The sequence below is a fragment of the Thermodesulfobacterium sp. TA1 genome, from assembly GCF_008630935.1.
GTDB lineage: Bacteria > Desulfobacterota > Thermodesulfobacteria > Thermodesulfobacteriales > Thermodesulfobacteriaceae > Thermodesulfobacterium.
This window is the reverse complement of the sequence record NZ_CP043908.1, coordinates 1,772,754-1,799,356: the sequence shown is the minus strand read 5'-3', so window position 1 is coordinate 1,799,356 and position 26,603 is coordinate 1,772,754. Positions and strand designations below refer to the sequence as shown.

Annotated in this window: 23 protein-coding genes and 1 tRNA gene; 13 read left to right on the top strand and 11 right to left on the bottom strand. The window is 33.7% G+C overall.

Features of this window, described 5'->3' with window-relative positions; genetic code table 11:
• Nucleotides 1-519 precede the first annotated feature (519 nt).
• A complete protein-coding gene (locus F1847_RS09030) occupies nucleotides 520-1,314 on the top strand; it encodes a RimK family alpha-L-glutamate ligase (RefSeq protein ID WP_150072713.1) in 795 nt (264 codons plus the stop codon).
• Complete coding sequence (mtaB, locus tag F1847_RS09025; RefSeq protein WP_150072712.1) at nucleotides 1,311-2,645, top strand: tRNA (N(6)-L-threonylcarbamoyladenosine(37)-C(2))-methylthiotransferase MtaB; 1,335 nt, start codon at nucleotides 1,311-1,313, stop codon at nucleotides 2,643-2,645. Before F1847_RS09030 ends, mtaB begins: the two co-directional genes overlap by 4 nt.
• Here mtaB and F1847_RS09020 read toward each other — a convergent pair.
• Both F1847_RS09020 and F1847_RS09455 read right to left on the bottom strand, forming a co-directional pair.
• Entirely contained in the window at nucleotides 2,621-3,193 is a 573-nt protein-coding gene (locus tag F1847_RS09020; protein ID WP_150072711.1) for a CDP-alcohol phosphatidyltransferase family protein, read from the bottom strand. The two genes, mtaB and F1847_RS09020, sit on opposite strands and share 25 nt — an antisense overlap.
• A gap of 48 nt (nucleotides 3,194-3,241) precedes the next feature.
• On the bottom strand, nucleotides 3,242-4,786 hold the full coding sequence (locus F1847_RS09455) for an AAA family ATPase (RefSeq protein WP_150072710.1): 1,545 nt from the start codon (nucleotides 4,784-4,786) through the stop codon (nucleotides 3,242-3,244).
• A gap of 100 nt (nucleotides 4,787-4,886) precedes the next feature.
• On the opposite strand from F1847_RS09455, the gene topA reads away from it, so the two are divergent.
• From topA to F1847_RS08990, 5 genes are all read left to right on the top strand, one after another.
• Nucleotides 4,887-6,539 (top strand): type I DNA topoisomerase, encoded by a 1,653-nt coding sequence (topA, locus tag F1847_RS09010; protein WP_150072709.1) that lies wholly within the window; start codon nucleotides 4,887-4,889, stop codon nucleotides 6,537-6,539.
• Between the two features lie 112 nt (nucleotides 6,540-6,651).
• Nucleotides 6,652-6,724: transfer RNA gene (locus F1847_RS09005), tRNA-Lys, on the top strand.
• Nucleotides 6,725-6,845: 121 nt separating this feature from the next.
• Nucleotides 6,846-7,067, top strand: coding sequence for a 50S ribosomal protein L31 (gene rpmE, locus F1847_RS09000; RefSeq protein WP_150072708.1), 222 nt, complete (start codon nucleotides 6,846-6,848; stop codon nucleotides 7,065-7,067).
• Between the two features lie 2 nt (nucleotides 7,068-7,069).
• A complete protein-coding gene (prfA, locus tag F1847_RS08995; RefSeq protein WP_150072707.1) occupies nucleotides 7,070-8,176 on the top strand; it encodes a peptide chain release factor 1 in 1,107 nt (368 codons plus the stop codon).
• 22 nt (nucleotides 8,177-8,198) lie between these two features.
• Nucleotides 8,199-8,552, top strand: coding sequence for an Mth938-like domain-containing protein (locus tag F1847_RS08990; protein ID WP_150072706.1), 354 nt, complete (start codon nucleotides 8,199-8,201; stop codon nucleotides 8,550-8,552).
• Nucleotides 8,553-8,558: 6 nt separating this feature from the next.
• On the opposite strand, the gene F1847_RS08985 is transcribed toward F1847_RS08990, so the two are convergent.
• Nucleotides 8,559-9,773: a hypothetical protein gene (locus F1847_RS08985; protein ID WP_150072705.1), complete on the bottom strand. Its 1,215-nt coding sequence runs from the start codon at nucleotides 9,771-9,773 to the stop codon at nucleotides 8,559-8,561.
• A gap of 254 nt (nucleotides 9,774-10,027) precedes the next feature.
• On the opposite strand from F1847_RS08985, the gene F1847_RS08980 reads away from it, so the two are divergent.
• From F1847_RS08980 to F1847_RS08960, 5 genes are all read left to right on the top strand, one after another.
• Nucleotides 10,028-11,221 (top strand): radical SAM protein, encoded by a 1,194-nt coding sequence (locus F1847_RS08980; protein ID WP_150072704.1) that lies wholly within the window; start codon nucleotides 10,028-10,030, stop codon nucleotides 11,219-11,221.
• A 232-nt stretch (nucleotides 11,222-11,453) separates the two neighbouring features.
• On the top strand, nucleotides 11,454-12,527 hold the full coding sequence (locus F1847_RS08975; RefSeq protein ID WP_150072703.1) for a glycosyltransferase family A protein: 1,074 nt from the start codon (nucleotides 11,454-11,456) through the stop codon (nucleotides 12,525-12,527).
• Nucleotides 12,524-13,582 (top strand): glycosyltransferase, encoded by a 1,059-nt coding sequence (locus F1847_RS08970; RefSeq protein ID WP_150072702.1) that lies wholly within the window; start codon nucleotides 12,524-12,526, stop codon nucleotides 13,580-13,582. Before F1847_RS08975 ends, F1847_RS08970 begins: the two co-directional genes overlap by 4 nt.
• Nucleotides 13,583-13,788: 206 nt before the next feature.
• Nucleotides 13,789-14,559 carry a glucose-1-phosphate cytidylyltransferase gene (rfbF, locus tag F1847_RS08965; RefSeq protein WP_150072701.1) on the top strand — a complete coding sequence of 257 codons (771 nt, stop codon included), beginning with the start codon at nucleotides 13,789-13,791 and terminating at the stop codon, nucleotides 14,557-14,559.
• Complete coding sequence (locus F1847_RS08960) at nucleotides 14,553-15,554, top strand: GDP-mannose 4,6-dehydratase (protein WP_168194319.1); 1,002 nt, start codon at nucleotides 14,553-14,555, stop codon at nucleotides 15,552-15,554. Before rfbF ends, F1847_RS08960 begins: the two co-directional genes overlap by 7 nt.
• Here F1847_RS08960 and F1847_RS08955 read toward each other — a convergent pair.
• Genes F1847_RS08955 through F1847_RS08920 form a run of 8 tightly spaced genes read right to left on the bottom strand, consistent with a single transcriptional unit; the run spans nucleotide 15,493 to nucleotide 24,025 of the window.
• Nucleotides 15,493-16,587 (bottom strand): NAD(P)-dependent oxidoreductase, encoded by a 1,095-nt coding sequence (locus F1847_RS08955; RefSeq protein ID WP_150072699.1) that lies wholly within the window; start codon nucleotides 16,585-16,587, stop codon nucleotides 15,493-15,495. The genes F1847_RS08960 and F1847_RS08955 overlap by 62 nt on opposite strands.
• A complete protein-coding gene (locus tag F1847_RS08950) occupies nucleotides 16,575-17,708 on the bottom strand; it encodes a radical SAM/SPASM domain-containing protein (RefSeq protein ID WP_150072698.1) in 1,134 nt (377 codons plus the stop codon). The genes F1847_RS08955 and F1847_RS08950 overlap by 13 nt, the downstream gene beginning before the upstream one ends.
• A gap of 3 nt (nucleotides 17,709-17,711) precedes the next feature.
• A complete protein-coding gene (locus F1847_RS08945; protein ID WP_150072697.1) occupies nucleotides 17,712-18,845 on the bottom strand; it encodes a class I SAM-dependent methyltransferase in 1,134 nt (377 codons plus the stop codon).
• Nucleotides 18,842-19,345, bottom strand: a complete 504-nt coding sequence (locus F1847_RS08940; RefSeq protein WP_150072696.1) for an NUDIX domain-containing protein — start codon at nucleotides 19,343-19,345, stop codon at nucleotides 18,842-18,844. The genes F1847_RS08945 and F1847_RS08940 overlap by 4 nt, the downstream gene beginning before the upstream one ends.
• Nucleotides 19,346-19,358: 13 nt before the next feature.
• Nucleotides 19,359-21,161: a thiamine pyrophosphate-binding protein gene (locus tag F1847_RS08935; RefSeq protein WP_150072695.1), complete on the bottom strand. Its 1,803-nt coding sequence runs from the start codon at nucleotides 21,159-21,161 to the stop codon at nucleotides 19,359-19,361.
• A gap of 24 nt (nucleotides 21,162-21,185) precedes the next feature.
• Nucleotides 21,186-21,761, bottom strand: a complete 576-nt coding sequence (locus F1847_RS08930) for a hypothetical protein (protein WP_150072694.1) — start codon at nucleotides 21,759-21,761, stop codon at nucleotides 21,186-21,188.
• Nucleotides 21,762-21,763: 2 nt separating this feature from the next.
• Nucleotides 21,764-23,293 (bottom strand): N-acetylneuraminate synthase family protein, encoded by a 1,530-nt coding sequence (locus F1847_RS08925; protein ID WP_206202408.1) that lies wholly within the window; start codon nucleotides 23,291-23,293, stop codon nucleotides 21,764-21,766.
• 21 nt (nucleotides 23,294-23,314) lie between these two features.
• Nucleotides 23,315-24,025 carry a sugar phosphate nucleotidyltransferase gene (locus F1847_RS08920; protein WP_150072693.1) on the bottom strand — a complete coding sequence of 237 codons (711 nt, stop codon included), beginning with the start codon at nucleotides 24,023-24,025 and terminating at the stop codon, nucleotides 23,315-23,317.
• An 800-nt stretch (nucleotides 24,026-24,825) separates the two neighbouring features.
• Here F1847_RS08920 and rfbH point away from each other — a divergent pair.
• Nucleotides 24,826-26,481, top strand: a complete 1,656-nt coding sequence (gene rfbH / locus F1847_RS08915) for a lipopolysaccharide biosynthesis protein RfbH (protein WP_206202407.1) — start codon at nucleotides 24,826-24,828, stop codon at nucleotides 26,479-26,481.
• Nucleotides 26,482-26,603 lie beyond the last annotated feature (122 nt).

Here is a 26,603-nt window from a genome sequence, read left to right as displayed (position 1 = left end):
TTCAATTTTCAAAGACCACTACTTTTAAAAAATAAAACAAATTTTTAATTTGTCAAGAGAGATTCTTAAAAAGAACAAAAAAGTAAAAACAGATATTTAATTTAACATGCTTTACTTTTTTGTCAAGAGGTATTTTGCTACCTCTAAACCAAAATTCTTAACAAAGAGCAAATCATCACAAAAATAAAATTTAAACCTTTTTTTCAAATTGTCAAGAGGTGTTTTTTGTTTTTTTTACTTTTTCTTTTAACAAAGAGCAGGTTTAAACTTTTAAAGAAGTTAACATGTTTTTTTATTTTGTCAACCTCTTCATGTCGTGGTCCCTTTATGTTTTTTCAAAAAAGCACTGCTTTGTCATATTTGGCAAGACAGAGCTATCCTCATTAAGGGATGTGCCGTGTTTTTACCTAAAGGTCTATTAACCAAGTCGAACATAAAAAAGAATTGTAGCACTTTTTTCCGGGTTTAAACTTTTTTAATTATAGCAATCTTTTTAAACAGAGTTAAAATAACGTCTCTATGATAATATCTTTTTTACCCATATTTAAAGGTGATGTCAACTACTTTCAGTTTGAACCCTTAGATAGGGGTTTTTTTGATCTTTTATCTAAAGCTCAGGCAGTGATTTTTCCGCCTACGGTCACTCAAGATCTTTATTTTTTGGTTAAAAATTTAGGGATTCCGGTTTTTCCTGAATATACTTTAAGGTTTCAATATCCAGGGAAAATAGGCCAAATTTTTATGTTAAAACAACTTAAACTTCCACATCCAGACTGTATAGTATTGCCAAGACTTTGTGGTTTAGAAGAAAACCCTTATCGTAAAGGCATAAAGGTCAGTTTCCCTGTGGTGGTAAAAGGTAATTGGGGAGACGAAGGCACAGAAGTTTTTTTATTAAGAAATAAAGAGGATTTTCAAAAAATATTGCCTTTGGTTAAAGCTTGGGAGAGGTCTGGAAGATTTGGAATAATCTTTCAAGAATACGTGCCTGAAGAGTTTGATGCAAGAAGTATAGTTATAGGAGATAAAATATTAGTGTTTTTTAGGGCTGGAGGATTTAAGAAAAACTTGGTCCAAGAAGGGGTTATCATCCCGCCTCCTCAAAGGGGATTAAGTCGTAGAGTGGTTGAACTTACCAAAAAAGTGATGGCTAAAACGGGTTTTAATCTGGTAGCCATAGACTTTTTGTTTAAAGACAAAAAACCTCTTATAAATGAATTTAATTTTACCTTTGGTAGGCGTGCCTTAGGGGAAAAACGTTATGAAATCCTTCTTAAAAGGGCGATTAAAAAATTTTTAAACGAGGTTTTATGAAGTTTTTTATTAAAACCTTAGGTTGTAAAGTTAATCAGGTAGAAAGCGCCTATATCGTAGAAAAACTTCAAGAAAAAGGGTATAAACTTGCAGAAAAAGAGGAAGAAGCTGAGATTTTTATTCTCAATTCTTGTGTGGTAACAGCTAAGGCTGAGGCTGAAGGAAGGAAAATCATCAAGCGTTGGTCTAAACTAAATCCAAAACTAATCGTGGTTGCAGGTTGTTATCCTCAGGCCTACAAAGATGCTCTTTTTTCTTGGGTTCAAAAACAACAAATTAAAAACCTGGTTTTATTGGGTCAAAAAGAAAAACTAAAAATAGAAGTTTTTTTAGAAATGCTCTTAAAAACCTCCCACTTTTCTGAGCCTAAGGTTTTTATTCAGGATCTTTTTCAAGAAAAAGGAACTGAAGTTCTTTTTATAAAAAGGTTTTTTTCTCATTCAAGGGCCTTTGTCAAGGTACAAGATGGTTGTGACCAGTTTTGTAGCTATTGTATCGTGCCTTATGCACGGGGTGCTCCTAGAAGTGTTTCTTTAGAAGAGGTCTTAGCAGAAATAGAACGACTTATCCAGGCTGGTTATGAAGAAATAGTGCTTACAGGGATTCATCTTGGTCAGTGGGGAAAAGACTTAACCCCTGTTAAAAGTTTAACTGACCTTCTCTGGGAGATAGAAAAACTTTTCGCGAAACAGAAAAAAGACCTAATCTTAAGGCTTTCTTCATTAGAGGTAAGAGAAATAACCTCTAGTTTTTTAGAGTTTGCTAAAAACAGTGCTTTCTTAGCCCCTCATTTTCATATTCCTTTGCAAAGTGGTTCTGACAGGATACTACGTCTTATGAACAGACATTATACCTCTAAAGAATACTTAACGATTTTAGAAAAACTTTATAACCTTTATCCTCAGGCTACATTCGGGGCAGATGTTATCGTAGGTTTTCCCTCAGAAACAGAAAAAGACTTTTTAAAAACCTTAGAGGTTATCGAAAACTCTCCTCTAAACTGGTTACACCTTTTTCCTTTTTCCCCAAGACCAGGGACTCAGGCTGAAAAGCTTACTCCTAAGGTTAAGCCTGAAGTAATAAAAGCGCGGATAGAAATTTTAAAAAATATAGGCAAGAAAAAAAGGGAGGATTTTCTAAACCAAGAAGTAGGGAAGGTTAGAAGGGCGGTAGTTGAAACCATTAACGAATCTGAGATAAAAGGCCTTTCAGAAAACTACATCTCTCATAAAATAGTCCTCCCACCACCTTTCCCTTTATCAAAAGGAAAGATTTTAAAAGTTAGGTTTATGGCTAAAGAAGGAGATTATCTGTTAGGAAAAGTTTTATAAATCTTTATAAAAAGCAAGGTATAATGAAATCCTGAGGCTAACGTAAAAAAGATAACCAATTGTCCAAACACAAAAATAAACGTTGGGTCTAACGGGTAGACTAAAAGATGCACGATATAAGTAAAGATAAATCCTAATTGCATGGCAGTTGAAATTTTTCCCAAGTAGCTTGGCTGAAATTCAGCTTTTCTTGAAGACCTCAAATAAAGATAGATAGCTCCAAGAAGTATCCCAAGATCTCTAACAAAAACTATTAAAAAAAAGTCTAACGAAAGTAGACGATCAAAATAAAGCAAAAAGAATACTATGTTTATAAAAACTTTGTCTGCTATAGGGTCAAGAAGCTTCCCCAACTTGGTTTCCCAGTGAAAATTCCTGGCAAAAAACCCATCTAAGGCATCGCTAATAACTCCTGAAAAAAGTAGAAGTAAAAGAATATAAACAGGAAGGTTTTGGATCCAAAAATAAGGGAAGATGATGGCAAGAACAAGTCGATAAAGACTTAAAAGATTAGGAAATTTTAGTAGGTCTTTAAGCAGAGGCTTCACAAATTTTAAATAATACCATTATTTAAAAAAAAATAAAGGGTTATCGGCTTAATCATTAGAAATTTCAAGGATTTTTTCCAAGTTAAAAATCCTTTCTTCGTTACGAAGTCTGCAAAAAGCCCTAAGTCCCAAGAAAGGTTTTCCTTTATAAACCACTTCCTTTATCTCAATGGGAAGAACTTTTCTTCTGGTTTTAATATCCGAGCTTTTAAGATAAACAATTTCTATTTCTTTTTTTTCTTGTATAGCCTTTTGAATAAGGGCTATTTTTTCGTTTAAATCAAGTTTTTCTTTTGCTTTTAGATATTGAAGACTGGTTAAAAATTTTACTACTTTACGGTCTAACTTAACATGTCCTTTTTTAACCGGTTTAGTAAGGACAATACCTTCTAAACTGGTGCAACGGGAGAGGGCTACATAAAGTTGTCCATGGGCAAAGGTGCCTCTTTCAAGGTCTATGACTACCTTTTCAAAGGTAAGTCCTTGGCTTTTATGGATGGTTATCGCCCAGGCGAGCTTTAAAGGGAACTGAGTAAAAGACCCTACAGGCTTTATCTCAACCTTGGAAGAACCTTTATCAAAGTAATGTTCATAAACATCCCATTTAAATGGGGTTACTTCTATCTCGTAGCCTCTTTGTAGCTCCACTCCTATCAGCAAGTCCTCAGGGTCTATATAAACCACCCTACCTACATCTCCGTTTACCCATCTACCTTGAGGGTCGTTAGCTAACAAGATAACCTGAGCTCCTTCCTTTATTTTTAACCTTATCGGTGCAGGTAAATCTTCTGTTTCTATTTTACCTGAAAGTTTACCGTAAAACTCAAAAGTCTTTCCTTTTAATCTTTCTAACTTAGCAAGGTTAATTTGTTCTGCTTTAGCATTAGTAGTAGTAAGATAGACGTAAAAGTCTTCTTCCTTTGGCTCAAAATTAGGTATGACCCTTTGGTTAAGCCTTTCAAAGGTTTCCTCTTCTACTATACCGTTTCTTATTTGGTTTAAAATTTCGATAAAAGTTAAATCTGTCTGGCGGTAAATCTTTTCAAACTCTACAAATTCAAAAAGGTTTTGTTTAAAGGCCTTAGCCGAAAAGAAATAAGGGGTTTCATAAAGATATTTAAATATCTCCTTTTCTTTTGAGGTCACTACCGGTGGCAACTGGTATAGATCCCCTATAAGCACCATCTGAACCCCTCCAAAGGGCTTCCTTGGAGAGGGTCCCCATTTTCTTAAAAAAGCCTCTATACAATCGAAAAGGTCTGCCCTTACCATAGAGATTTCATCTATAATGAGGGTTTCAAGGTTTTTATAAACTTCTCTTAGCTCATCAGGTGGTTTAAGTTGATAGACTTTTTCTAAGGTTATGTCAGGTCTAAAACCAAAAAAAGAATGAATCGTTTGTCCTCTTACATTAAGAGCTGCTACCCCAGTGGGTGCAAGTACTGCCATAGACTTGGGCAGTTTTTTTATCAAATACCTAAGAAAGGTAGATTTACCAGTTCCTGCACGACCGGTTATTAAAAGATTTGGGGAGGAATTGGCAATAAGGTCCCAAGCCCTTTGAAACTGCTGGTTAAAATCAAGGTCTTTCATGAGAGTCCTTAAAAAATTTTAATCCTTTTTCTTTAAATTAAAAGTCGCACTTCATTTTCTTTAATAGCCTTTATTGATAAAAAGTGTTAGAATTAAACCTATGGCTAAAAAACTTTTTATCGTCGAATCTCCTACTAAGATAAAGACCTTACAAAAAGTCCTATCCTCAAAAGATTTTATCTTTAGAGCAACTTTTGGTCATATTAAAGATCTTCCCTCAAAAAGCTTAGGGGTTGACCTAAACACCTTTCAGCCTTCTTTTTATTATCTTAGTTCTAAAAAAAAGGTGCTGGAAGAACTTAAAAAATTGGCTTTAAAAGTAGAAGAGGTTTACTTAGCTACTGATCCAGACAGAGAAGGAGAAGCCATAAGTTTTCATCTGTATGAATATCTCAAGTCTATCAAAGAAAATCTGATTTTCAAAAGAGTTGATTTGATAGAGATTACTGAACTTGGGATTAAACAAGCACTGCGTTCGGTAAGAAGCCTTGATACAGGGCTTTATCTTGCCTATCAAACCCGAAGGGTTTTAGACCGACTGATAGGCTATCTTCTCTCTCCAAAACTTTCTAAGGCTCTTAAACTACCTCTTTCTGCAGGAAGGGTGCAAAGCCCTGCTTTAAGGCTTATCGTAGAAAGAGAAGAAGAGATAGAAAGTTTTGTTCCAGAAACGAGCTTTTCTTTGAGGGTTAAGGTCCAAGACAATAAAGACAGGGTATACGAACTTGAGCTCTGGTTTAAAAAGGGATTGTATAAAGATAAAGACAAAAAAAGCTTAGAGGAATTTTTTGCTAAGCATCTAGCTGGGCAAAGCATTATCTTAAACAAAATTACTGAAAAGAGGTTGGTTAAACAGCCTCCTTATCCCTTAAAAACTACTACTCTTATTGAAGTGGCTGGAAGTTCCTTAGGCTTTAGCCCTAAAGAAACCATGATTCTTGCCCAAGGGCTTTATGAAAAAGGGCTTATTACCTATATGCGTACCGATTCCGTAAGGGTTAGCCCTCTTGCGAAAAAGGCTGTTAAAGATTTTATACTTAAAACCTTTGGGAAGGAATATCTTGGGAAAGAAAGAAGGGTTAAAACCTCTAAGTTTGAGCAAGGAGCCCATGAATGTATAAGACCAACCAATCTTTTTAAGGACCCTGCGTTTTTAACCTCAAGAGAAAAAGCCCTTTACGAACTTATAAAAGTCTTCTTTATTGCAAGTCAGATGCGTGGGGCGGAATTTTTAGAGTTAAGCTATGTGTTTGGCCAAGACCTTTTGCCTAAGGGGTGGTTTTTGTTTACCAAACGCAAGGTGCTTGTTTTTGATGGCTTTTTAAGGGTTCTAAAAGATGAGAGTTCCTATGAAAACCCGCTTGATTTAAAGGAAGGCGAGAAACTCCAAGTGCTTTCTTTTGAGATAAAGGAGCATAAGACCAAACCTCCAGAGCGTTATACCCCTCACAGTCTGGTTAAAAAACTTGAAAGTTTAGGAATTGGTAGGCCATCAACCTATGCAACCATTTTGGACATTCTTTTTAAACGGAATTATATAAAAAAGGAAGGGAAACACCTAAAACCAACCGAATTAGGTAGGTTGGTATGCCAAACCCTTTTAGATGGGGCTCCGGTTTTTATGGACTATAAATATACCGCTGAAATGGAGGGAAAGCTTGACTTTGTGGCTAAAGGTGAGGCAACTTACGAGGATTTGGTAAAAAAAACCTATGGTTTAATCAAAAATTGCCGTTTTTCGCCCAATCTTTAAGAAAAAAATTTATAAGCGGCTTTTATATATAGTCTTATTTAAAAATTTAATCAAACAAATCTGAAACAACCTTGACAAAAATCTATAAAAGAGTAAATTAATAATACCACTTGGGCCGTTAGCTCAAACGGTAGAGCAATGGACTCTTAATCCATAGGTTGGAGGTTCGAGTCCTCCACGGCCCATTTTATTTTTAGTTCTTTTTTTCCTAGTTATCATTTCAAACCTACCTAAAGCTTCCTTGAGTTTTTTAAAATATGAGGTATATTTTAAAACTGAAAAAAATTTAAAGAGAGGTGTAAAGGAATGAAAAAGGGTATTCATCCAAAATACTATCCTGATGCAGTTATTAGGTGTGCCTGTGGTAACGAATTAAGGGTAGGGTCTACCAAACCTGAAATAAAGGTAGAAATCTGTTCTAAATGTCATCCTTTCTTTACCGGCGAGATGAAGTTTGTAGACACTGAGGGAAGGATAGAAAAGTTTATGAAAAAATACTCTAATTTTTATCAAAACAAAGATAAATAAGCATGAGTTTATCTAACCTTTATTTACTAAAATTAGAAACGATAGAAAAAAAATTTGAAGAATTAGCAGAAAAACTTTCAGACCCTGCAATCATTTCAGACCCTTCATTATATGCTAAGCTTGCCAAGGAACATTCTGAGCTTGAGGAAATTGTATCTACTTTTAAGGAATATAAAAAAGTTCTTAAAGAAATAGAAGAAAACAAAACTATCATCGAAGAAGAATCTGACGAAGAACTGGTAGAATTAGCCAAAGAAGAATTAAAAATCTTAGAAAACCGGGTAGATGAACTGGAAAAATTGCTTCCTATACTTCTTCTTCCCAAAGACCCAAATGATGAAAAAAACGTTATCTTAGAAATCAGAGCAGGAGCAGGGGGAGAAGAGGCAGCACTTTTTGCGGCTGACCTTTTGAGGATGTATCAAAGATATGCTGAAAGAAAAGGATGGAGGTTTGAAATTCTTGATACTAATGACACCGGGCTTGGAGGATTTAAAGAAGTTGTGGCTAAAATAGAAGGGAAAGGAGCTTATTCTCGTTTAAAATATGAAAGTGGGGTTCATAGGGTCCAAAGGGTCCCGGTTACGGAAAGTTCTGGAAGGATTCATACTTCTACGGTAACTGTAGCTGTTCTTCCTGAGGTAGATGAAGTAGACGTGGACATCAATCCTGATGAACTTAAGATAGAGACCATGAGGGCAAGTGGACATGGTGGGCAACATGTTAACCGAACCGAAAGCGCCGTAAGGATTACTCACATACCTACCGGGATAGTAGTTACCTGCCAAAATGAAAGAAGTCAACACCAAAATAAAGCCACTGCTATGAAAATCTTACGGGCAAAGCTCTATGAACTTGCCCAAAGGCAACAACATGAAAAAATACAAAAGGAAAGAAGGTCGCAAGTAGGTACAGGAGAACGTTGTGAAAAAATAAGAACTTACAACTTTCCTCAAAACAGGGTCACCGACCACCGTGTAGGCATCACCATCTACAACTTACCTGAGGTTCTTGACGGGGATATAGACCAATTCATAGACGCTTTAATCGCTCATTTTAGGGCAGAAATGTTAAAACAAGAAGAAAACAACCTTAGTATGGCGGCTTAATCCCTCGAAAAGGGATGAGAAAATGATCGAACATTATAGCTTTGGTAGTCTTACTTTCAAAGGACAAAACTATAATAAAGACCTTATTATCATCAAAACCAAAGATGGAGAAAAAATCTTTAGTTCTTGGTGGAGAAAAGAAGGACATAGGCTTCAGGTCGAAGATTTAGAAGAGGTGTGGAACGAAAAAATCAAATTTTTGATAATAGGGACAGGTGCAAAAGGACTGATGCAAGTTGACCCAGAGGTTGAACGTAAAGCCAAAGAATTAGGCATTATTGTTGAATCCTTTGATACTCAAAAGGCCACAAACAGATTTAACGAGCTTTATTCTCAAGGGGTTGAATTAGCAGGGGCCTTTCACCTTACTTGTTAGCACACCTCAGTCCCAACTCCAAGGATTGTTTTTATCGGTTCTGTTTTGAGAATTAGGAATTTGTTTAAGAGGCTGTTCTGGCATCTTTCCTTGAGAAGGCAAAGCTTGAGGCTGGGGACTGTATCCTTGATTAGCAGGGGATGGTTGAGATTGATAGGTTGGTAAAGGTAGATTTTGAGAAGGAGTTGGTGGAGTAGATGGAGTTGGTGATGGGGTAGGGGTGTAAGGCTGTGGTGGGAGCTGAGGCATCTGGATTACCTGAGTCTGATAAAACTGTGGGGTCTTTTCTTTTCTTTCTTTTATGAAAGGAAACTGAGAAAGAAATTTAGAAAGTATGCCTTCGTCTTCTTCCTGGTAGTAGTAATATGGAGGAGGAGAGTAAGGATAATAAGGAGTCCCGGGATAATAACCTGGATAAGGAGCTGGATAACCGGAGGTTGCGTTGGTCTGGTTTGACGAAGAAGGTTTACGCTTAGTTTCTTCATCTTCAGCCCAGCCAACAGTACCTTTGGTTACATCTATTACCAACCCTTTTGATAAGGATTCCTCGACATCTACGTCAGTAAAACCCTTAGCCCTGGTTACCTTAGGCTTAGATTCTCCTGTCCTTGGAGGAAAAAGATAAGGATAGTAATAATAATAACCTCTTTCAGGATGTTCTTTACTTATACCATAGGATGACATAGCATACATCGGTTCAGCACGATAAAAATCTTCTTCTGTGCCCTCTACGTAAACCTTAGATTTAAAAGCAAAACGAGTAAGCTGAGGGATAATCTCTGAAACCCCTTTTAACTCTTGGAAAAATTGAACCGGCTTTTTGGGGGAGGTTAAACTCATCATCTGAGCGTCTATACTAACCGATTCTCCTAAAACTGTAACACTTCCCCAAACCACATAATCTGCGTTAAATTTCTGCCCAAGAGACCGAGCGATTTCTTTATTGATCTTAGGAAGTCCTGTTAGTTCCATTTTTACCAATTCATAATCCACTACCTCGATCTTATTAGGGGTAAACAACCTACTAACCAACATCTCAGGAATAGCCTCTTTTAGATAAGATAAATCTTTATCTGCATAAACTTCAAAAGGAAGAATAAGGACCTTCTTTACAGTGCCGTTATCCTTAATGTTTTCTTCAGCCATCACCAAAGAAGCCCCTATCCACAAAAAACTTAAAATCAAGTAAAGGTTTATCAAAAGCCTAAGCATTTTTTTCATAACCACCTCACCTTACTCAGAAGTTGTAAACCTTTACTTAAAAGGTTAACCTATTTTTAAGTTTTGTCAAAAACCAAAAATTAAACACTCTAAAAATATTATCTCCTTCTCTCTAAAATACAATTCCAAATGGTCTACACTTTCCATCACCTTCTCAGGTAAAAAAACTGAAAAGTAAGCTTTAAAAGTAAAAACTTGACTTTTTGTGAAATAGAATTATTTTATTTTATAAAAAATGTTATTTAAGATCCAACATGATAACATTAGAAGAATTTCTTAAAGATTCTTTTCCTATAATTTATCACATTACGGTTACTGGAAAATGTAACGCAAGTTGTGAAGGTTGTTTAAACGGTTTGATTTACGGGGAAAGGAACTCTTTTGCTTCTTCTTGGGAAGAAGCTCCAGAAAAGACTTTTCAAGCAGTAGATTGGCTTTTACATAAAACTAACGGTAATCCTGTTTTTATAGCCTTTTATGGAGGGGAGCCTCTTCTTGTCTTTGAAAAAGTGAGGGAGATTTTCTATAAACTCAGGGCCCTTCATCCTTATAAACACCTTAAGTTTGTACTTTATACCAACGGAACCCTTTTAAAAAGGGTGGTAAAAGATGACCCCGAATTTTTCAAACGTCTTGATTTACTAATGGTTTCTATCGATGGGACAAAGGACCAGCATGAAAGGGTCCGAAAGGGTACTTCTTTACTTCAGATTGAAAACAACTTAGAATTTTTCAAATCTCAAAGCGATACCAAAGTGCTGATGTGGTCTACCTTGCGGGAAGAGATGAGTTTTCAAGACTGTTTAGAAGAATTTTTAAAACTTTATCAAAGAGGGGTTGTTGACTTTTTCTTCTGGCATCTTATAGAAAGGGACTATCCTATAAAAGATTTTATATCTTTTAGAGAAAATTATTTAAAAGACCTTACCTATCTTTTAGATAGGTTTGTAGTTGATTTATCTAAAGGGACGGTTTTACCTGTGCTTCCACTGGCTGAGCTTATGTTCTTTTTATTAAAAGGGATCAAGCGTGGGCAAACAGGATGTGGAGTAGAAAAACTAAGAAGCTTTGATGTGCTTTCAGGCAAGGTTATTCCATGTGTAGACATGGGAGAAAATCTGGTTTTAGCTGATTTTCGAAAAAATGAGGTTGAAACATTAGATTTTTCTAAAATCCAAAAAGAGCTTTTATCCTTGGTTTCCTATAAAGAGTGGTTAGGTTGTAACCTTTGTGAAGCAGAGTTTTTCTGCGGAGGAAGGTGCCCTGTGCTTATTAAAACCTCCCCTGAAAGGGCTAAACAATATTGTATCCTAATAAAAGACCTCGTTGATTTAGCAAAGAGTTTTTTACCGGAGGTAAAAAGAGCTCTTAAAGCTTCTCAACTATCAGAAGAAAGTCTGTACTATCCCTATGGTTACCTTAATCTTCTAACCGATGTAATTCCCTAAATATATGATTCTTAACTAAACTGCTTCCCATTTCTTGATTTTATTTAGGCTTTATATTATAATTTAATTCCTAAGGTTTCAAATTTAGGAAATTTATTAGAATTCATGTTAAAATTAAAAAATTTTGATATAAACCTAAAGATTAAAGTTCTACTTTTAGGTTTTTTTAAATCTTTAAATCTTTTAAAGTCTCTTATAAAACTTCCGAAAAAATAATTATAGGGGAACAAACATGAAAAAACTTTGTTTTGCTATTCCTACCTGGAATAGAGCTAAAAAACTTGAAAAATGTATACTCTCTATAGCTAATCAAATCCTTGAGCTTGGCGAACAAAACAACATCGGTATCTTCGTCTCCGACAACGCATCAACAGACGATACCCCTAAGGTACTATCAAAGCTTAAAAAAAAATTTCCCTTCCTCGAATATACCAGACTAAATAAACATGTAGATACCGCCGATAGCGGAGAAATTGCTTATCGCTTAGCTCAAGGAGAATATCTCTGGATTTTCGGTGATGACGATATCCTACTTAAAGATGGCCTAAAGGCTGTCTGGCATATCTTAAACACTAAAAACGCTCACCTTATCCATGCCGGTAACGGGTTTTTAACCCCTCATAGCTATAAAATATATGAAGGCTCTGTACTTGAATTCGCTAATAAAATGGGGTTTAATCAATTTATTGGATGGGCAACCTCGATAATCATTAAAAAAGATATCCTTATCCAATACATGTCTTTACCTCAATACCCTAAATACAAAGAAAGTGCTTATACTCATGTCTTAGGTATCTTACATGTAGCCTCCAATTCGCCTGCGGTTGTATTAGACTTCCCAATATGTCAACCCATAGAACCTCAAACTTCGGAAGATGTAAAAAGATGGGCTTTAAATAATATATTTTGGAGAACTATACTTACTATTAAGGGATTTAAAATTCTTTTTGACCTTGGCATTTTAAAGGAAAAAGTTAACCCTATGTTTTTTAAATACGATAGGTTTTATTTTTGGGATAGATGTATATTTTATATGATTAACAGCCATTTAACAGGTTGTCCCTTTCCAGACGAGGGGTGGGATTTGATTTTATCAATATCCGATATGATAGATAACGAAGAAATGGCAGAAATTATTAAAAATCGTGTTATGGAATCAAGGGAACAATGTGAAACCTTAAAAAAGATCAACATGCAGATTAAAGAAATTCAAAACACTTTAAACGAAATGTTAAAAGAACATAGCAGAAAAATATTTGAGTGGGGAGGATGGTGGAAAGAAGCTCAACAAGGGGAACAAACATGAAAAAACTTTGTTTTGCTATTCCTACCTGGAATAGAGCTAAAAAACTTGAAAAATGTATACTCTCTATAGCTAATCAAATCCTTGAGCTTGGCGAACAAAACAACATCGGTATCTTCGTCTCCGACAACGCATCAACAGACGATACCCCTAAGGTACTATCAAAGCTTAAAAAAAAATTTCCCTTCCTCGAATATACCAGACTAAATAAACATGTAGATACCGCCGATAGCGGAGAAATTGCTTATCGCTTAGCTCAAGGAGAATATCTCTGGATTTTCGGTGATGACGATATCCTACTTAAAGATGGCCTAAAGGCTGTCTGGCATATCTTAAACACTAAAAACGCTCACCTTATCCATGCCGGTAACGGGTTTTTAACCCCTCATAGCTATAAAATATATGAAGGCTCTGTACTTGAATTCGCTAATAAAATGGGGTTTAATCAATTTATTGGATGGGCAACCTCGATAATCATTAAAAAAGATATCCTTATCCAATACATGTCTTTACCTCAATACCCTAAATACAAAGAAAGTGCTTATACTCATGTCTTAGGTATCTTACATGTAGCCTCCAATTCGCCTGCGGTTGTATTAGACTTCCCAATATGTCAACCCATAGAACCTCAAACTTTGGAAGATGTAAAAAGATGGGAAAAAGAAAACATTGGCTGGAGATATTTTCTTACTGTTGAAGGATTAAAACTCCTTTTTCAGGCCGGTATTTTCAAAGAAAAATTGCCCTCTCTTTTTTTTAAATATCTTGATTTTTATCTCTGGGATAGATTTATTATCGTTATGATTTTCACCCATTTAACAGATAACCCCTATCCAGAAAAAGGATGGAAACTAACTTTAGATATAGCGGATATGCTAAAAGATGAAAATATGGCAAACTACATAAAAAAAAGAGTTAACGAAGCAAGAAAATTATGTGAACAAAGAAAATTTTTACTTTCTCAGTATGAAAAAGTTTATAAAAATTTACAAAAACTTTATATAACCCTTAATAATCCAATGTTTGAAAATGGTGGCTGGTGGAAAGAGCACGGATAAAGAGTCAACTGTTATAAAATAGGAGTTAAGCATGAGAGATATCTTGAATAAAAAACTTATAAAAAGCAAGATTAAAGAAAGAGCTTTTTTACGATTTTTGTCTCGCATACTATCCTCCCAAGTAACTCAAAGGGTTAAAACAAATGAACTTTAAACCAAAATATATAAAAATACCTAACATAAACATTGTGGGAGGATGATAAACCATGAAGGCTGTAATCCTTGCAGGGGGTTTAGGAACAAGACTTGCTGAGGAAACTAATATTAAACCTAAGCCAATGATAGAAATCGGTGGTAAACCTATACTGTGGCATATCATGAAAATTTATTCTGCTCATGGAATAAATGATTTTATCATCTGTACAGGGTATAAAGGATACAAAATTAAAGAATACTTTGCTAATTACTTTCTACATATGTCAGATGTAACCTTTGACATTAAAAATTATCAAATGATTGTACATTGTTCTGAAGCCGAACCCTGGAGAGTAACTATAGTTGATACTGGAGAACATACAGAAACCGGGGGAAGGCTTAAAAGAGTAGCCAAGTATCTTGAAGGAGAAGAAATCTTTTGTTTTACTTATGGAGATGGAGTTGCTGATGTAAACATAACCGAAGAAATAAATTTTCACAAAAAACATGGTAAATTAGCCACCATACTTGCGGTAAGGCCACCAGGAAGGTTTGGAGCTTTAGAAATTAACGATAATTTAGTGATTAATTTTCAAGAAAAACCTCCAGGAGATGGAGCTTGGATTAACGGAGGATTTTTTGTGCTTTCAACCAAAGTTATTGATTTAATAAAAGGAGACCAAACTTCTTGGGAGCAAGAACCTTTAAAAATTCTTGCTAAGAAAGGAGAGCTTGTTGCTTTTAAACATTATGGTTTTTGGCATCCTATGGACACCCTTAGGGATAAAAGATACTTAGAAGATCTTTGGGCAAGTGGGAAGGCACCTTGGAAAATATGGTAGATTTCTGGATTGATAGACCGGTTTTTGTAACTGGAGCTACAGGTTTACTAGGCAGTTGGCTTGTTAAAAGGCTTGTTGAGGTTAAGGCAGATGTAATATGTTTAATAAGGGACTGGGTACCTCAAAGTGAGCTTATCCTTTCAGGGTTCCTTGATAAGGTAAAGGTAGTAAGAGGAGATGTAAGGGATCAAGAACTCATTGAAAGAGTTCTTGGAGAATATGAGATTGATACGGTTTTTCATCTTGCCGCTCAGACGATTGTTGGGATTGCCAATAGGAACCCTGTTTCTACCCTCGATACTAACATAAGAGGGACTTGGGTACTCCTTGAAGCTTGCAGACGTTCTTCAACGGTAAAACAAATAATAGTTGCCTCCTCAGACAAAGCCTATGGAGAACATAAAATCCTACCTTATACTGAAGAAAATCCTCTGCAAGGTAAGCATCCCTATGATGTAAGTAAATCTTGTGCTGACCTAATCGCCCAAATGTATGCCTATACCTATAGGCTTCCTGTAGTAATAACGAGGTGTGGGAATCTATATGGAGGAGGAGACCTAAACTGGAATAGGCTTATACCTGGTACTATCCGTTCGATTTTAAGGGGGCAAAAACCTTTAATACGCTCAGACGGAAACTATGTGAGAGATTATTTCTATGTAGAAGATGCTGTTGAGGCATACCTTTTGCTTGCTCAAAAACTTTCTGAAGATAGAAATTTAATAGGAGAAGCTTTCAATTTTTCAAATGAAGAACCAATAACAGTTATTGAACTGGTTAATCTGATTATAAAATTAATGGAAGCTAATTTGACCCCTTTAATACTTAACGAAGCTTCAAATGAAATACGTGAACAATATTTAAGCTCAAAAAAAGCAAGACAAATTTTAAAGTGGAAACCACTTTTTTCTCTTGAAGAGGGATTAAATCTAACTATAAATTGGTATAAAAATTTTTTTGTGCTGAAAGATAAAATAAAAAAGTTTTTTTTATAGCCTCTTCTAAAGTTAAGGTTTGTTTTAATCCAAGTTCTGTTTGAGCTTTTTTAGTAGAAGGAATATACCTATCAACCCGCTTCTCTGGTGAAGCCTTCCCTTGAACTATAACGTCCACAGATTTACCTGTCAATTCTTTATATATCTCAGCTACTTTAAAAGCGAGGTCTTTGATAGTTATTGGTTCTTCTGAACCAACATTATATGGATCACAGTTTTTACCTTTAAAAAGAATAGTCCATAACCAAACGATCAACTCAGAAGCGTACATGTAAGATCTTACAGCACTTCCATCGCTTTTAACAATAATAGGCCCACCCATTAAAGCATCTCTTATAAAATTTCCTACAGCATAATGTAAATTCAATTGCAAATAGGGGCCAATAAAAGTAAAACATCTTGCTATTTTAATATCCATATTGTGTTTTTTAGAATAAACTGTACATAAAAATTCTGATACTTTTTTCCCGATACCTACTTCTGCGTTAGCTTCATTAATATTAGGTGATCCATTATATTGTTCATCTAATGATGATATAGATGGTGGTTGTTTACCATAAACAGCACCGCTACTTATGTATAAAAAACTTTTTGTATTATTATAAGCGGCGAAACGCAAAATATTTCGTGTACCATCTAAAATAATACTCAATCTTTCTTCAGGGTCCTCACATAAAAATTTGCTTTCTGCAGAAGCACTTGCTCCATGGATAATAAAATCGAATTTTTCTTTAGGGTATACAAAGGATCTAATATCACCTGTAACATATTTTAAACTTAAGGCATTGATTAGATGGGGATGTTTTTGCTTAAAAGCTTCGTAATTTCTTGTTAAAATTGTTGCCTGGGCATTAAGGTTTAATCTTTCATTAATCCATAAAAAACTCTCTAACATCCATATTCCAAAAAAACCTGTACCACCGGTTATAAAAAAATTAGCTTTATACGCATTAACCCACAAATCTTTAGTATTAATTAAAATATAGTTTAAGTCTTCTATAGGAAGGGTATATATATTTTTTATGTTCTCCATTTTAAAAAGCCTTCTTGTGTTTCAATAGCCTTCAACTCTTGTTCATTTTTAATAAAATCTTCTTCCGTAAATACTTTATACCAGGGTACAGGTAAGGGATTACCGTATATTTTTTTTACTACATACTCTTTTATAAAATATCGATCTTCTGCTATCAAACAGGTATCAACATATTTTCCAAACCATTTTATCTTTAAACCACGATTAATGATATCTTTTAAAGGTTCTTCGAAAAAATTTCCAAGAGAAACATGAATATAAGGGCAGGGCATTATATCACCATATTTAGTTATAGAAACCATTCTTTTTACTGCTATACATCCTAAATCTAACCCATATCCTGGGGTTAAATGGGTAAAGACATTATATTTTTTCTCCAGCTCTCTTACATAATCCATATCCTTTCTGTCCACAAGTACATCAAAGTTTCCCTCCCAAGCTCCAACAGGTTTAGCATAAGTTACAAAAACTCCTACTCCTTTTGAATTTAAAAATTCTAAAAATTTTATAAATTCTTCTGATCTTACCCTTTGTTTGGTCACTACTGTTTGAATGATTATGTTTAATCCTGCTTTTTTTGCTGATTCAAGGGCTCTCATACATCTTTGAAATGAACCATCTTTATGACGAAATTCGTCATGGTTAGAAGATTCAAGGCTATCAAGACTTAATTGTATCTTATCTACCCCTAAATCTCTCAAAAAAATTGCTTTTTTTTCATCAAGTAGCCATCCATTAGTATCTATAGTAATATAGAATTTCTGTGGATCTATGGCCTTAATAACTTCTTCAAGGTCAGGAAAAACTAAAGGTTCACCTCCTGTAATTACTATATGAGCTAAACCCATCTCGTCTGCCTGTTTTGATAATTCTTTAACCTCTTCTGGAGTAAAATACCTTGCGGTGTCTTTTTTCCTTAGTTTGGTAATACAGCAGTGTTCACAAGAAAAGTTGCATTTATAATCATATTGAAATTGAAGGATTGCTATGCTTTCGCCTTTTCTTACTTTATCTTGAAATGCTAAAATTTTTTTATAAACATAAGGTTTTTCTTTTTTTAACCTTTCTCTTTTATCAACTTCTCCTTCATGTACTTTTAATTTTAAAATTTTCTTTTCCATTAACTACCCTCTATTTATAATTTTTAAACGATTGCCTTTTATCATCCCTATAGGTTGTTTTATTTTCATTTCATTAATTATAATATTAGCTACTTCATCTGAATAACTACCAGCCATAATCAATATGCAATCAACAGGATCTTTCAATAGCCTTTCTGGTGCATAAATTGGAATATGGGTTGCAGGTGTATATTTGTTCTGTTTAAAAGTAGCAGAATCAACCACATAGCTAACTTTATTCTTTAAATCAAGTAAGGCAAGAAGTGCAAGTGATTGATGCCCTGCCCCCCAAACCGCTACTTTTTGATATTTTTTGATGAAATTTTCAACGGCAGCTTTAATATGATTAAGCGTTTCTTCAAAATAAAAATTAAGCTTTCGTTTTTTTCTAACGATAGCCGAAATTATGTAGTCATACCATATTTCTTTTATTTCTAAAACCTCAAACCCGTTTATTTCCAAAGTGGTTTTAAGAGTATCTTTAGTAAAATAAAAAATATGGTCTGTAATGAATTCTGAAAATAATTTCTTTCTTGCTATCATATCAAAATTAGGAACTTCTATCAATCCTAAACCTTCATCAGAAAGGTTCCTCCAAATACCTCTTAAAAATTGATTGGGATTTGGTATGTGCTCTAAAAAACTTAGGCACAAAAAAACATCGTATGGAGCTCCTTTTATTTTATATCGTTCATTTTCTATAAAACCTCTAAACACCTTTAAACCTTTATTTTTACAAACTAATACCGATTCTTCAGAGTATTCGAGACCATAAACTTCTACAGATAATGAATTTAGTATTTCAAGATATTCACCCTTTCCACAACCGATTTCAATAATTTTTTTGTCTTCAAGATCATATTTTTCTATAAATCTTCTAAAATAATCTTTTCTAAAATTAACCATATCTTTAGATATACCTATAGCTCTAATAACTTCTCTATAATAATTAACCGGCTTTCTATTAAGTTGAATCACACCACACCCTGAACATTGAAAAACTTTTAGGGTTAATCCTCTGTCTTTTTGCAAGCCTTTCTTATCTGGTAATTGTTGAGCACTCTTAGGTTGGTTTTTTAATTCAAAAATCGGCTTTTCAAATAATCTATTTTTACAGATTCTACAAGTTTTTCTCATAAATCTATATATTTTTTATAAATATGATGGACCTTAATCAAATTTTTAGGACAACCCTTATGCCACATCCACTCTCCATTTTTAGGTCTGCCAAAGCCTTTATATTTAATTTTTTCGGAAGGAGGTGATAAAAGTTTACATTTATATAATAATGAAATAAAATGTCCCCTTTCTTTTCTTTCAACTATAATCTCATTTATACAAAGAGGTTCGGCTTCAAATTCCACCTTAGCTCCTAATTCTATAAGCGCAACTTTGTTTATTCTTTCTTCTATTTTTTCTTTATACCGAATTATACCTCCAGGAACATGCCACCCTGGACCATAATATTTATCCTCTCTCCATGTCAAAAGGGTTTCATTTTTCTCATTTTTTATTAACAAATCCACATTTATAAGAGGAGTTATTCTACTAATTAAAAGAAAGATTTCTTCTGGTAAACCCTCAGAAGGATTAGCTATAAAACTTTCAATTTTTTCGATTAACTCTTTTAACGTCATTTAGACAAAATATTTAAGTATCGTTATCAAATTGAAGCTCCTTTTCTAACTCCTCTTTTTCTAAAAATGGCCATAGGTCTTCAAGTGGTTTAGATTCTATAGAGCCGTCTTCTTTGATAACTGAAGATAGCCTTGGAGCGATTTGCAAATCGGGATCGATCATAATTTCACACACGACAGGACCATTCATATCCAAAACTTCTTTTACTCTATCTTTAAGATTTTTCTGTTCTGAAATTCTAATAGTCTTTATACCATAAGCAGAAGCTATTTTACAAGTATCTGGAAGGGTAAGACCACTAGAAGGGTCGCAACAAACCAACCTCCCTTCAAAAAATCTTCTCTGCGTATTTCTTATGGAACCATAACCATTATTGTTTAATACAAATACCTTTATAGGAAGATTAAGCCTTTTGATCGTTTCTAACTCCTGCAGGTTATGTTGGAGGCCACCATCTCCTACTATACATATAGTTCTTTTCTTACCACTGGCAATACATACCCCTATGCTTTGAGGAAGCCCAAACCCCATTGAACCGAGTCCTGGAGAATTTATCACTCTTTGTCCTTTTTTTATTCTTATAGCTTGACAAGTTATCTCTGAACAACTTCCAGAACTTCCAGGCACTATAATATCGTCTTCGTTCAATAAATTAGACAGTACGTCAATAAAGGCATAGGTGTTTACATATGGCGAATCTTCAAGATATTCTGGCAAAATAACAGGATATTTATCTTTCCAGTATTTACATCGCTCTAACCATGGACTCCTATTAACCTTTTCGACTTTATCTATTTGTTTTAAAAACTCTTTTAAAAAGTCCTTTGCATCTGCAACTATTGGTAAATCGACCCCTTCAAGCTTTTGTATTTCCTTTTCATCGATGTCAACAATAACCTTTTTGGCATTTTTGGCAAACCATTTATAATTATATCCTACCTGAGAAAGATCAAGACGTGCACCGACAGAAATCAAAAGGTCTGCACTTTGAAGTATAAAATTGGCATATCTTGAGGCAATAGAACCAGGACGGCCAAAATTTAACTCATGATCTTCTGGGATTATATCGATTAATCTCCAAGTAAGAAGCACAGGTATCTTAAGTATCTCTATTAGCTTTAAAAATTCCTCTTCTGCCTTCGCAAGTCTTATACCCTTACCTGCTAAAATTACCGGTCTTTTAGCTTTGTTTAAAAGTTTTATAACTTCTTTTACTAAAGACTCTAAATTAAGAGAAGACACTTCATTAGAAATAAAACTTGTAGGTTGAAATCCTTCCAAAGAGTTTTCATCGATTACACTACCTTGCACATCAAGAGGTATATCAATCCAAACAGGACCAGGTCTGCCTGATTTTGCTAAATATATTGCTTTTTCTAAATGATATCTAATACTTTCCGGCTCCATTATAGTAAACGCATATTTCGTTATAGGCTTAACCATAGATACAATATCTACCTCTTGTACTCCCATTTGTCTAACACCTTTACCTAAACTCATATCTTTTCTTTTTACCTGTCCAGAAATAACCAAAAGAGGAGTAGAATCAATCCAACTTGCTGCAACACCAGTTATAGCGTTGGTTCCACCAGGCCCTGTGGTTACTAAAGCTACTCCAAGGTCATTTTTATATTGTGCATATCCATCTGCAGCTATAACTGCTGCCTGTTCGTGAAGACAGCAAACATAGTTAAGTTTGGCATTCCTACCAAGGGAATCAACCAAATGCATACAACCTCCACCTGGAAGAAGAAAAATCGTATCTACCCCAAGGGAGGCTATAAAATTGATAACATAATCTGAAAGCTTAATCATAGCTATAAAGCTTAACCCAACCTTTTATTTGGAATCAAAAATCAATTCTAATGTTTCTTTTTCGGTATTTTTTGAACTATTCCAAGGCGCAGGAAACAATATAGTAAATATTCCTAATGCCTTTGCTTGATTAATATTTTCTTCGTTATCATCGATAAATATGTCAACCTTTCCTAACCACTTTAAAAAATCCGCTTTATTTTGGTCATAGATCGGTGCAGTAATATCTTTTCTACTTGAAGGAACAAAATGAAAGGTTCTTATCCATTTCCCAAAATGTTTAAACACCCACTGAGAGGTAGTTGAAGCAGTAGATATAGGGGTTGAAGTAATCGCTATGTGACGAAATTTTTCCCCATATGTTTTAAACCATTTTAAAACCTCTTCTCTTGGTTGCATCTCTTGATAAAAATTAGAAAGTCTAAACTCATCAAGGGAAATAAGATACTCATCAAGAGATATGCCTAAAATTTTGTAAGGTGGATTCTCTTTCAAGTTTTGATATTTTAAATTTAAATTTTTTCCCATTTTATACCACTCAAACCAGCTTTCCATCAAGTTATTTAAAACATCATCTACATCCCAAGCAATGATTTTCATCTTTAATATAACCTTAACAGCCAATCTGTCCAGACGATGATGGGAGTTTTTCTATTTTTATTTAAAACGATAGTTTCGTCCTCATAAAAAGAATCATCAGGATAATGGGTAGTAGATATTTCTTCAAAAATAACCCCTATATCCGTTTTAAAAGAATGCTTAACCCCTCTTTCCACAATAACCACATCACCTTTCCTGCAAAATTTTCTTTCGTCATTTAAAGTTATTTCCATTTCACCAAATAGAATATGAAAAGCTTCCTCTTTTTTTTGGTGATAATGGACAGGATGTTTCTGATTAGGAAGAAGAATTATTAATTTTTTACAGTACTCACGGTTTATACAATTAATAATAACAGAACCAATTTCTTCAAACCGGTCAATCCCATAATGATGGGAAATCTCCATCTCCAGTTTATTAGGCAAAGGCACTCCACTTTTAACCAATATATCTCCGACTTTTTTTACAATCTCAAAAACTCTTCCTCTAAGCTCTCTGAAACTTACATCTGAATGCAAGATAGCCTCTCCTGGTTTTATGTCTTTTAACGCAATATATTCATGATACTTAGACATGTCGTTTGCAACCAGCTGACCCTCAAAATTAGGGATTGCAAAAAATGTATTAGAAATGTCTATCCTTTCTCCTTTTTTGATATCTCTTTTGGCAAAGACTCCTCTTTGCAAACCTTTTAAGTCTAATTTTTCTTTTTCCGTCGGTATATATCTTTGACCTAATAGACCACACATACTAAAAGCATCTGTGGCTGACTCAAGCCATTTTCTAATCTGCTCTGGTGTAGCAGAATAAGCGTTTATACCGTATTTTTCCGAACTTATAGCTACATGCTTTTCAAAGATTTTTGCCCCTTTAGCTATCGCAATTTTTATAGAATCAAAATTATCTGGTGATTCATGGGTAGAATACCCAATAGGAATATTAGGATATCTATTTTTTAAAAGGTCTATTTGATTTAATTGAAGATTTTCCTTTCTTGTAGGATACTCTCCTACACAATGCATAAGCGCAAAAACCTTTTTCCTATTTTCAAAAAAAAGTACGACCCTGTCTATGTCCTCAAGCGAGGCACCTGCCGTTGAAGCTATAATCGGTAAGTTTGTTTTCACGATTCTCTCAAGTAAAGGCCAGTCTGTAAAAGAACAGCTTGCAATTTTTATTATGTCGTACCCATGCTCTTCAACCAAATCAACGGATTTTTCATCAAAAGCTGTACAAATGGTTAAAAAACCTAATCTTTGGGCCTCTTCTTTTAAAATTTTCCTTTGCTCTGGAGTTAAATTTGTTTCTTTAAACCTTTTAATATATTTAAATTCTGTGGATTCTTTATAATTTGGATGAATAAAACTATCTAAATCACGATATTGAAATTTAAACGCAAATTTAAACTGAGGAAAATCTTTACATATTTTATATAATTCATTAATTATACGCAAACCATGTTCAACATCCCCCATATGATTGTTTGCCATTTCAAAAATAAAAAGATTATCAAAAATTTCATTATTATACATTTTTCACCTCTTAATGTATATTTATATTCCTTTAAAAATATTCTCTATAATTTGTTTATCTTTTATGGTCTCAACCGAAGACCAAAAGCCTTTATGTATGTAAGGAATACATTTATTCTCTTGGATTAAAGGTTCAATAATATCATTATGTAAATGTGTTTTATCTCCTTCTATCAATTTTAAAATTTTAGTTGAAAGCACAAAATATCCCCCACAAAGATAGCAATCATCACTATCTTTAAAATAACTATGCCCAGGATAAGGTCTTACCGATAGATAAGTACCTAACTTTCTATGTTTAAAATGATAATATATCTCATCAGCTAAATTAGCATCTGTCAGACAATCTCCATAGGTAAGTAAAAAGTATTCATCCTTTTCTAAATATTTAGATATACGTTTTAATCTACCTCCTGTTTCAGTATCTTCCCCTGTATCAATTAAATAAACCCTCCAAGGTTGAAGATCGCCTCTTGCAATTTCACAATATAAACTACTAGATGAAAATTTTTTTACTTTATAGGCTTTTTCCAAAAAGTATTCCTTTATCATTTCTTGTTTATATCCTAAACAAAGGATAAATTCATTAAATCCATGTCTAGAATATAAATTCATGATATGCCACAGTAACGGATAACCTGCAAGTTCAATTAAAGGTTTAGGCCGAAATTTTGTTAATTCTAAAATCCTTGTGCCTCTTCCACCTGCTAATATTACTACTTTTAGTAGCATAAACTACTCCTAAAATTTTTTCAAGTCTTTAAAATTTATCATAAAAGCCTTTTCTAAATGTTTACTCTCGGTCTGGGGTATCTTTCTCCCCTCTTTTTCTCAAAACCAAAAGTCAAAAGTAGAACTCTCAAATAAAATCTATTAGACCTTGTTAATTTTATATGATAAACCATCAAAATACCTAGCTAATCTCTATTAGGCTTATCTATCTCTTATTTTCTTTTGTTTTTTTTAAAATCGGAACAATTTTTAATTTCTTTAGCATATTATCTCTCTTGTTGTCTTTACACTTTTTTTGCCTTAGCCTCCTCTTTTTAACCTATTTAAACCGCTTAACCTGCTTAAACTTAACCTCTCCTATCTATCTTTATAAATCAAACATATCTATCCCTTAACTTGAGCTTAATCCAATAATTTTGGACCTCTTTTTACTTCCCTTTTTAATCTATAAAGCCGGTTATTCTTGGCACATAAATTATGATAACTTAATGAGCACCACATTAAAAAAGTTTTTGGTTGTGTTTCAATACTTTTATTTGGTAATCTAAAGTTGAGCAGTCTTTCAGGAATAGAAGGCTTAAATGTATTCAGAACAAGAGACAGAAACTTTCGCAGTGTATTTTTGCCTTACAAGAATATACAGAAGACCCAAAAGAACTTATAAAAACACCTTTCATGACTGAGGGGTAAAAAAACCGTAGAAGGATACGGTATGCTTTAATATTTAAAACTATACTTGCTTTTATAATAATTTGAGTAAAATTTTATATATAAAAATTAAAAACTTAGGAGATTTTACGATGGAAGATAATGATCATTTTTTGGCTATTAAGGATGGTAACATTGAGGTAGGAGATATTGTCGAATTTGAATTAAACGGAATTTTACACACTGGGATTATAGTATCCATTCTTTCAAAAGAAAAAGTTCTTATTGCTTTTTCATGCAAAGATAATGACAATTTCAATTTATATTTAAGATTATTATCTATAGAAAAAAATGATTTATCTTTTGGTTTTATTGAAGATAAATTAATGTTTGATCTTACCAATGTTTCCTCAATTTTAGTATTTAATATAACAAAAAAATTTGCTAAAATAAACGAAAACAAAGTCAAAGAACTTTTTTCTTTTTATTCCCAAAATCTTGCTAAAAATTATTATAAAACTATACATAGTAAAAAACATGTATTCAAACCAGGAGAATCAAAAATTAATTATGCTCAAAGAATATTTGATGAAAAAGAAATTTACAACTTATTAGAAGCTTCTTTAGAATTTTGGCTAACAGAAGGTAGATATTGTGAAGAATTTGAAAAAAGAATCGCTAATTTTTTAGAGGTTAAACATGTAATACTCGTTAATTCAGGTTCATCAGCCAATCTTTTAGCTTTTATGGCTTTAACTTCTCATGAACTCGGAGAGAAAAGAATAAAAAGAGGAGATGAAGTTATTACCACGGCTACCGCTTTTCCTACAACCATCTCTCCTATTATACAATATGGAGCAATACCGGTATTTGTAGACATAGAATTACCTACATACAATATTGATTGTAAAAAATTAAAAAAAGCTTTATCTAAAAAAACAAAAGCCATTATGTTAGCTCATACGTTGGGTAATCCGTTTAACATAGAAGAAATATTATCTTTTTGTTATGAAAACGATTTGTGGTTAATTGAAGATAACTGTGATGCTTTGGGTTCCAGATATTTTTACAAAAATAAATGGAAATATACCGGAAATTTTGGTCATTTAGCTACGTTAAGTTTTTATCCTGCACATCAAATTACAACCGGAGAAGGTGGTGCTGTATTAACTAACGATGATAAACTTGCCAAAATCGTTCGATCTTTAAGAGATTGGGGTAGGGATTGTTGGTGTAAAACCGGTCAAGATAACACTTGTAAAAAAAGATTTAAATGGAAACTTGGTGAACTTCCTTATGGTTATGATCATAAGTATATATATTCTCGTTTTGGGTATAATCTTAAAATGACAGAGTTACAAGCATCGATTGGATGTGCTCAAATAGAAAAGCTTCCCTTTTTTATTAAACGTAGAAAAGAAAATTGGCAGTTACTAAAAGATCTACTTTCAGACCTTTCAAATGTTTTTATCCTACCAGAACCTACTCCTAACTCAGACCCATGTTGGTTTGGATTCTTACTAACCATCAAAAACGATAAAAAAATATTAAGAGAAAAATTAGTAAAGTTTCTTGAAAACAATAAAATCCAAACGAGGGGGTTATTTGCCGGAAATATCCTTAAACACCCTTGCTTTAAAGACCTTCAGTCATCTAAAAAAAGTTATAAAATAATCGATAAACTAAATAATTCAAATAAAGTCCTTCTGAGCAGTTTTTGGATAGGTGTATCCCCTGGAATTACAGAGGAAATGATATATTATATGACTAACAAGATAAAAGAAGGAATAAAAGTTGCTAAAGCCTGATTTTATATAAAAAAAACCGTTAAGTAATAAGGATTTTAGCTTTAATTTTTAAATAGAGAACCTCCCTCTGTATAGGTTTTATAAAATGTATAGAACAAAACTTATCTAACTTAGTAATAATG

What these genes read in the sequence shown, in the direction of transcription:
- F1847_RS09030 (WP_150072713.1), top strand. Translation starts at nt 520, where the DNA reads ATGATAATATCTTTTTTACCCATATTTAAAGGTGATGTCAACTACTTT.
- mtaB (WP_150072712.1), top strand. Translation starts at nt 1,311, where the DNA reads ATGAAGTTTTTTATTAAAACCTTAGGTTGTAAAGTTAATCAGGTAGAA.
- F1847_RS09455 (WP_150072710.1), bottom strand. Translation starts at nt 4,786, where the DNA reads ATGAAAGACCTTGATTTTAACCAGCAGTTTCAAAGGGCTTGGGACCTT.
- topA (WP_150072709.1), top strand. Translation starts at nt 4,887, where the DNA reads ATGGCTAAAAAACTTTTTATCGTCGAATCTCCTACTAAGATAAAGACC.
- rpmE (WP_150072708.1), top strand. Translation starts at nt 6,846, where the DNA reads ATGAAAAAGGGTATTCATCCAAAATACTATCCTGATGCAGTTATTAGG.
- prfA (WP_150072707.1), top strand. Translation starts at nt 7,070, where the DNA reads ATGAGTTTATCTAACCTTTATTTACTAAAATTAGAAACGATAGAAAAA.
- F1847_RS08990 (WP_150072706.1), top strand. Translation starts at nt 8,199, where the DNA reads ATGATCGAACATTATAGCTTTGGTAGTCTTACTTTCAAAGGACAAAAC.
- F1847_RS08985 (WP_150072705.1), bottom strand. Translation starts at nt 9,773, where the DNA reads ATGAAAAAAATGCTTAGGCTTTTGATAAACCTTTACTTGATTTTAAGT.
- F1847_RS08980 (WP_150072704.1), top strand. Translation starts at nt 10,028, where the DNA reads ATGATAACATTAGAAGAATTTCTTAAAGATTCTTTTCCTATAATTTAT.
- F1847_RS08975 (WP_150072703.1), top strand. Translation starts at nt 11,454, where the DNA reads ATGAAAAAACTTTGTTTTGCTATTCCTACCTGGAATAGAGCTAAAAAA.
- F1847_RS08970 (WP_150072702.1), top strand. Translation starts at nt 12,524, where the DNA reads ATGAAAAAACTTTGTTTTGCTATTCCTACCTGGAATAGAGCTAAAAAA.
- rfbF (WP_150072701.1), top strand. Translation starts at nt 13,789, where the DNA reads ATGAAGGCTGTAATCCTTGCAGGGGGTTTAGGAACAAGACTTGCTGAG.
- F1847_RS08960 (WP_168194319.1), top strand. Translation starts at nt 14,553, where the DNA reads ATGGTAGATTTCTGGATTGATAGACCGGTTTTTGTAACTGGAGCTACA.
- F1847_RS08955 (WP_150072699.1), bottom strand. Translation starts at nt 16,587, where the DNA reads ATGGAGAACATAAAAAATATATATACCCTTCCTATAGAAGACTTAAAC.
- F1847_RS08950 (WP_150072698.1), bottom strand. Translation starts at nt 17,708, where the DNA reads ATGGAAAAGAAAATTTTAAAATTAAAAGTACATGAAGGAGAAGTTGAT.
- F1847_RS08945 (WP_150072697.1), bottom strand. Translation starts at nt 18,845, where the DNA reads ATGAGAAAAACTTGTAGAATCTGTAAAAATAGATTATTTGAAAAGCCG.
- F1847_RS08940 (WP_150072696.1), bottom strand. Translation starts at nt 19,345, where the DNA reads ATGACGTTAAAAGAGTTAATCGAAAAAATTGAAAGTTTTATAGCTAAT.
- F1847_RS08935 (WP_150072695.1), bottom strand. Translation starts at nt 21,161, where the DNA reads ATGATTAAGCTTTCAGATTATGTTATCAATTTTATAGCCTCCCTTGGG.
- F1847_RS08930 (WP_150072694.1), bottom strand. Translation starts at nt 21,761, where the DNA reads ATGAAAATCATTGCTTGGGATGTAGATGATGTTTTAAATAACTTGATG.
- F1847_RS08925 (WP_206202408.1), bottom strand. Translation starts at nt 23,293, where the DNA reads ATGTATAATAATGAAATTTTTGATAATCTTTTTATTTTTGAAATGGCA.
- F1847_RS08920 (WP_150072693.1), bottom strand. Translation starts at nt 24,025, where the DNA reads ATGCTACTAAAAGTAGTAATATTAGCAGGTGGAAGAGGCACAAGGATT.
- rfbH (WP_206202407.1), top strand. Translation starts at nt 24,826, where the DNA reads ATGGAAGATAATGATCATTTTTTGGCTATTAAGGATGGTAACATTGAG.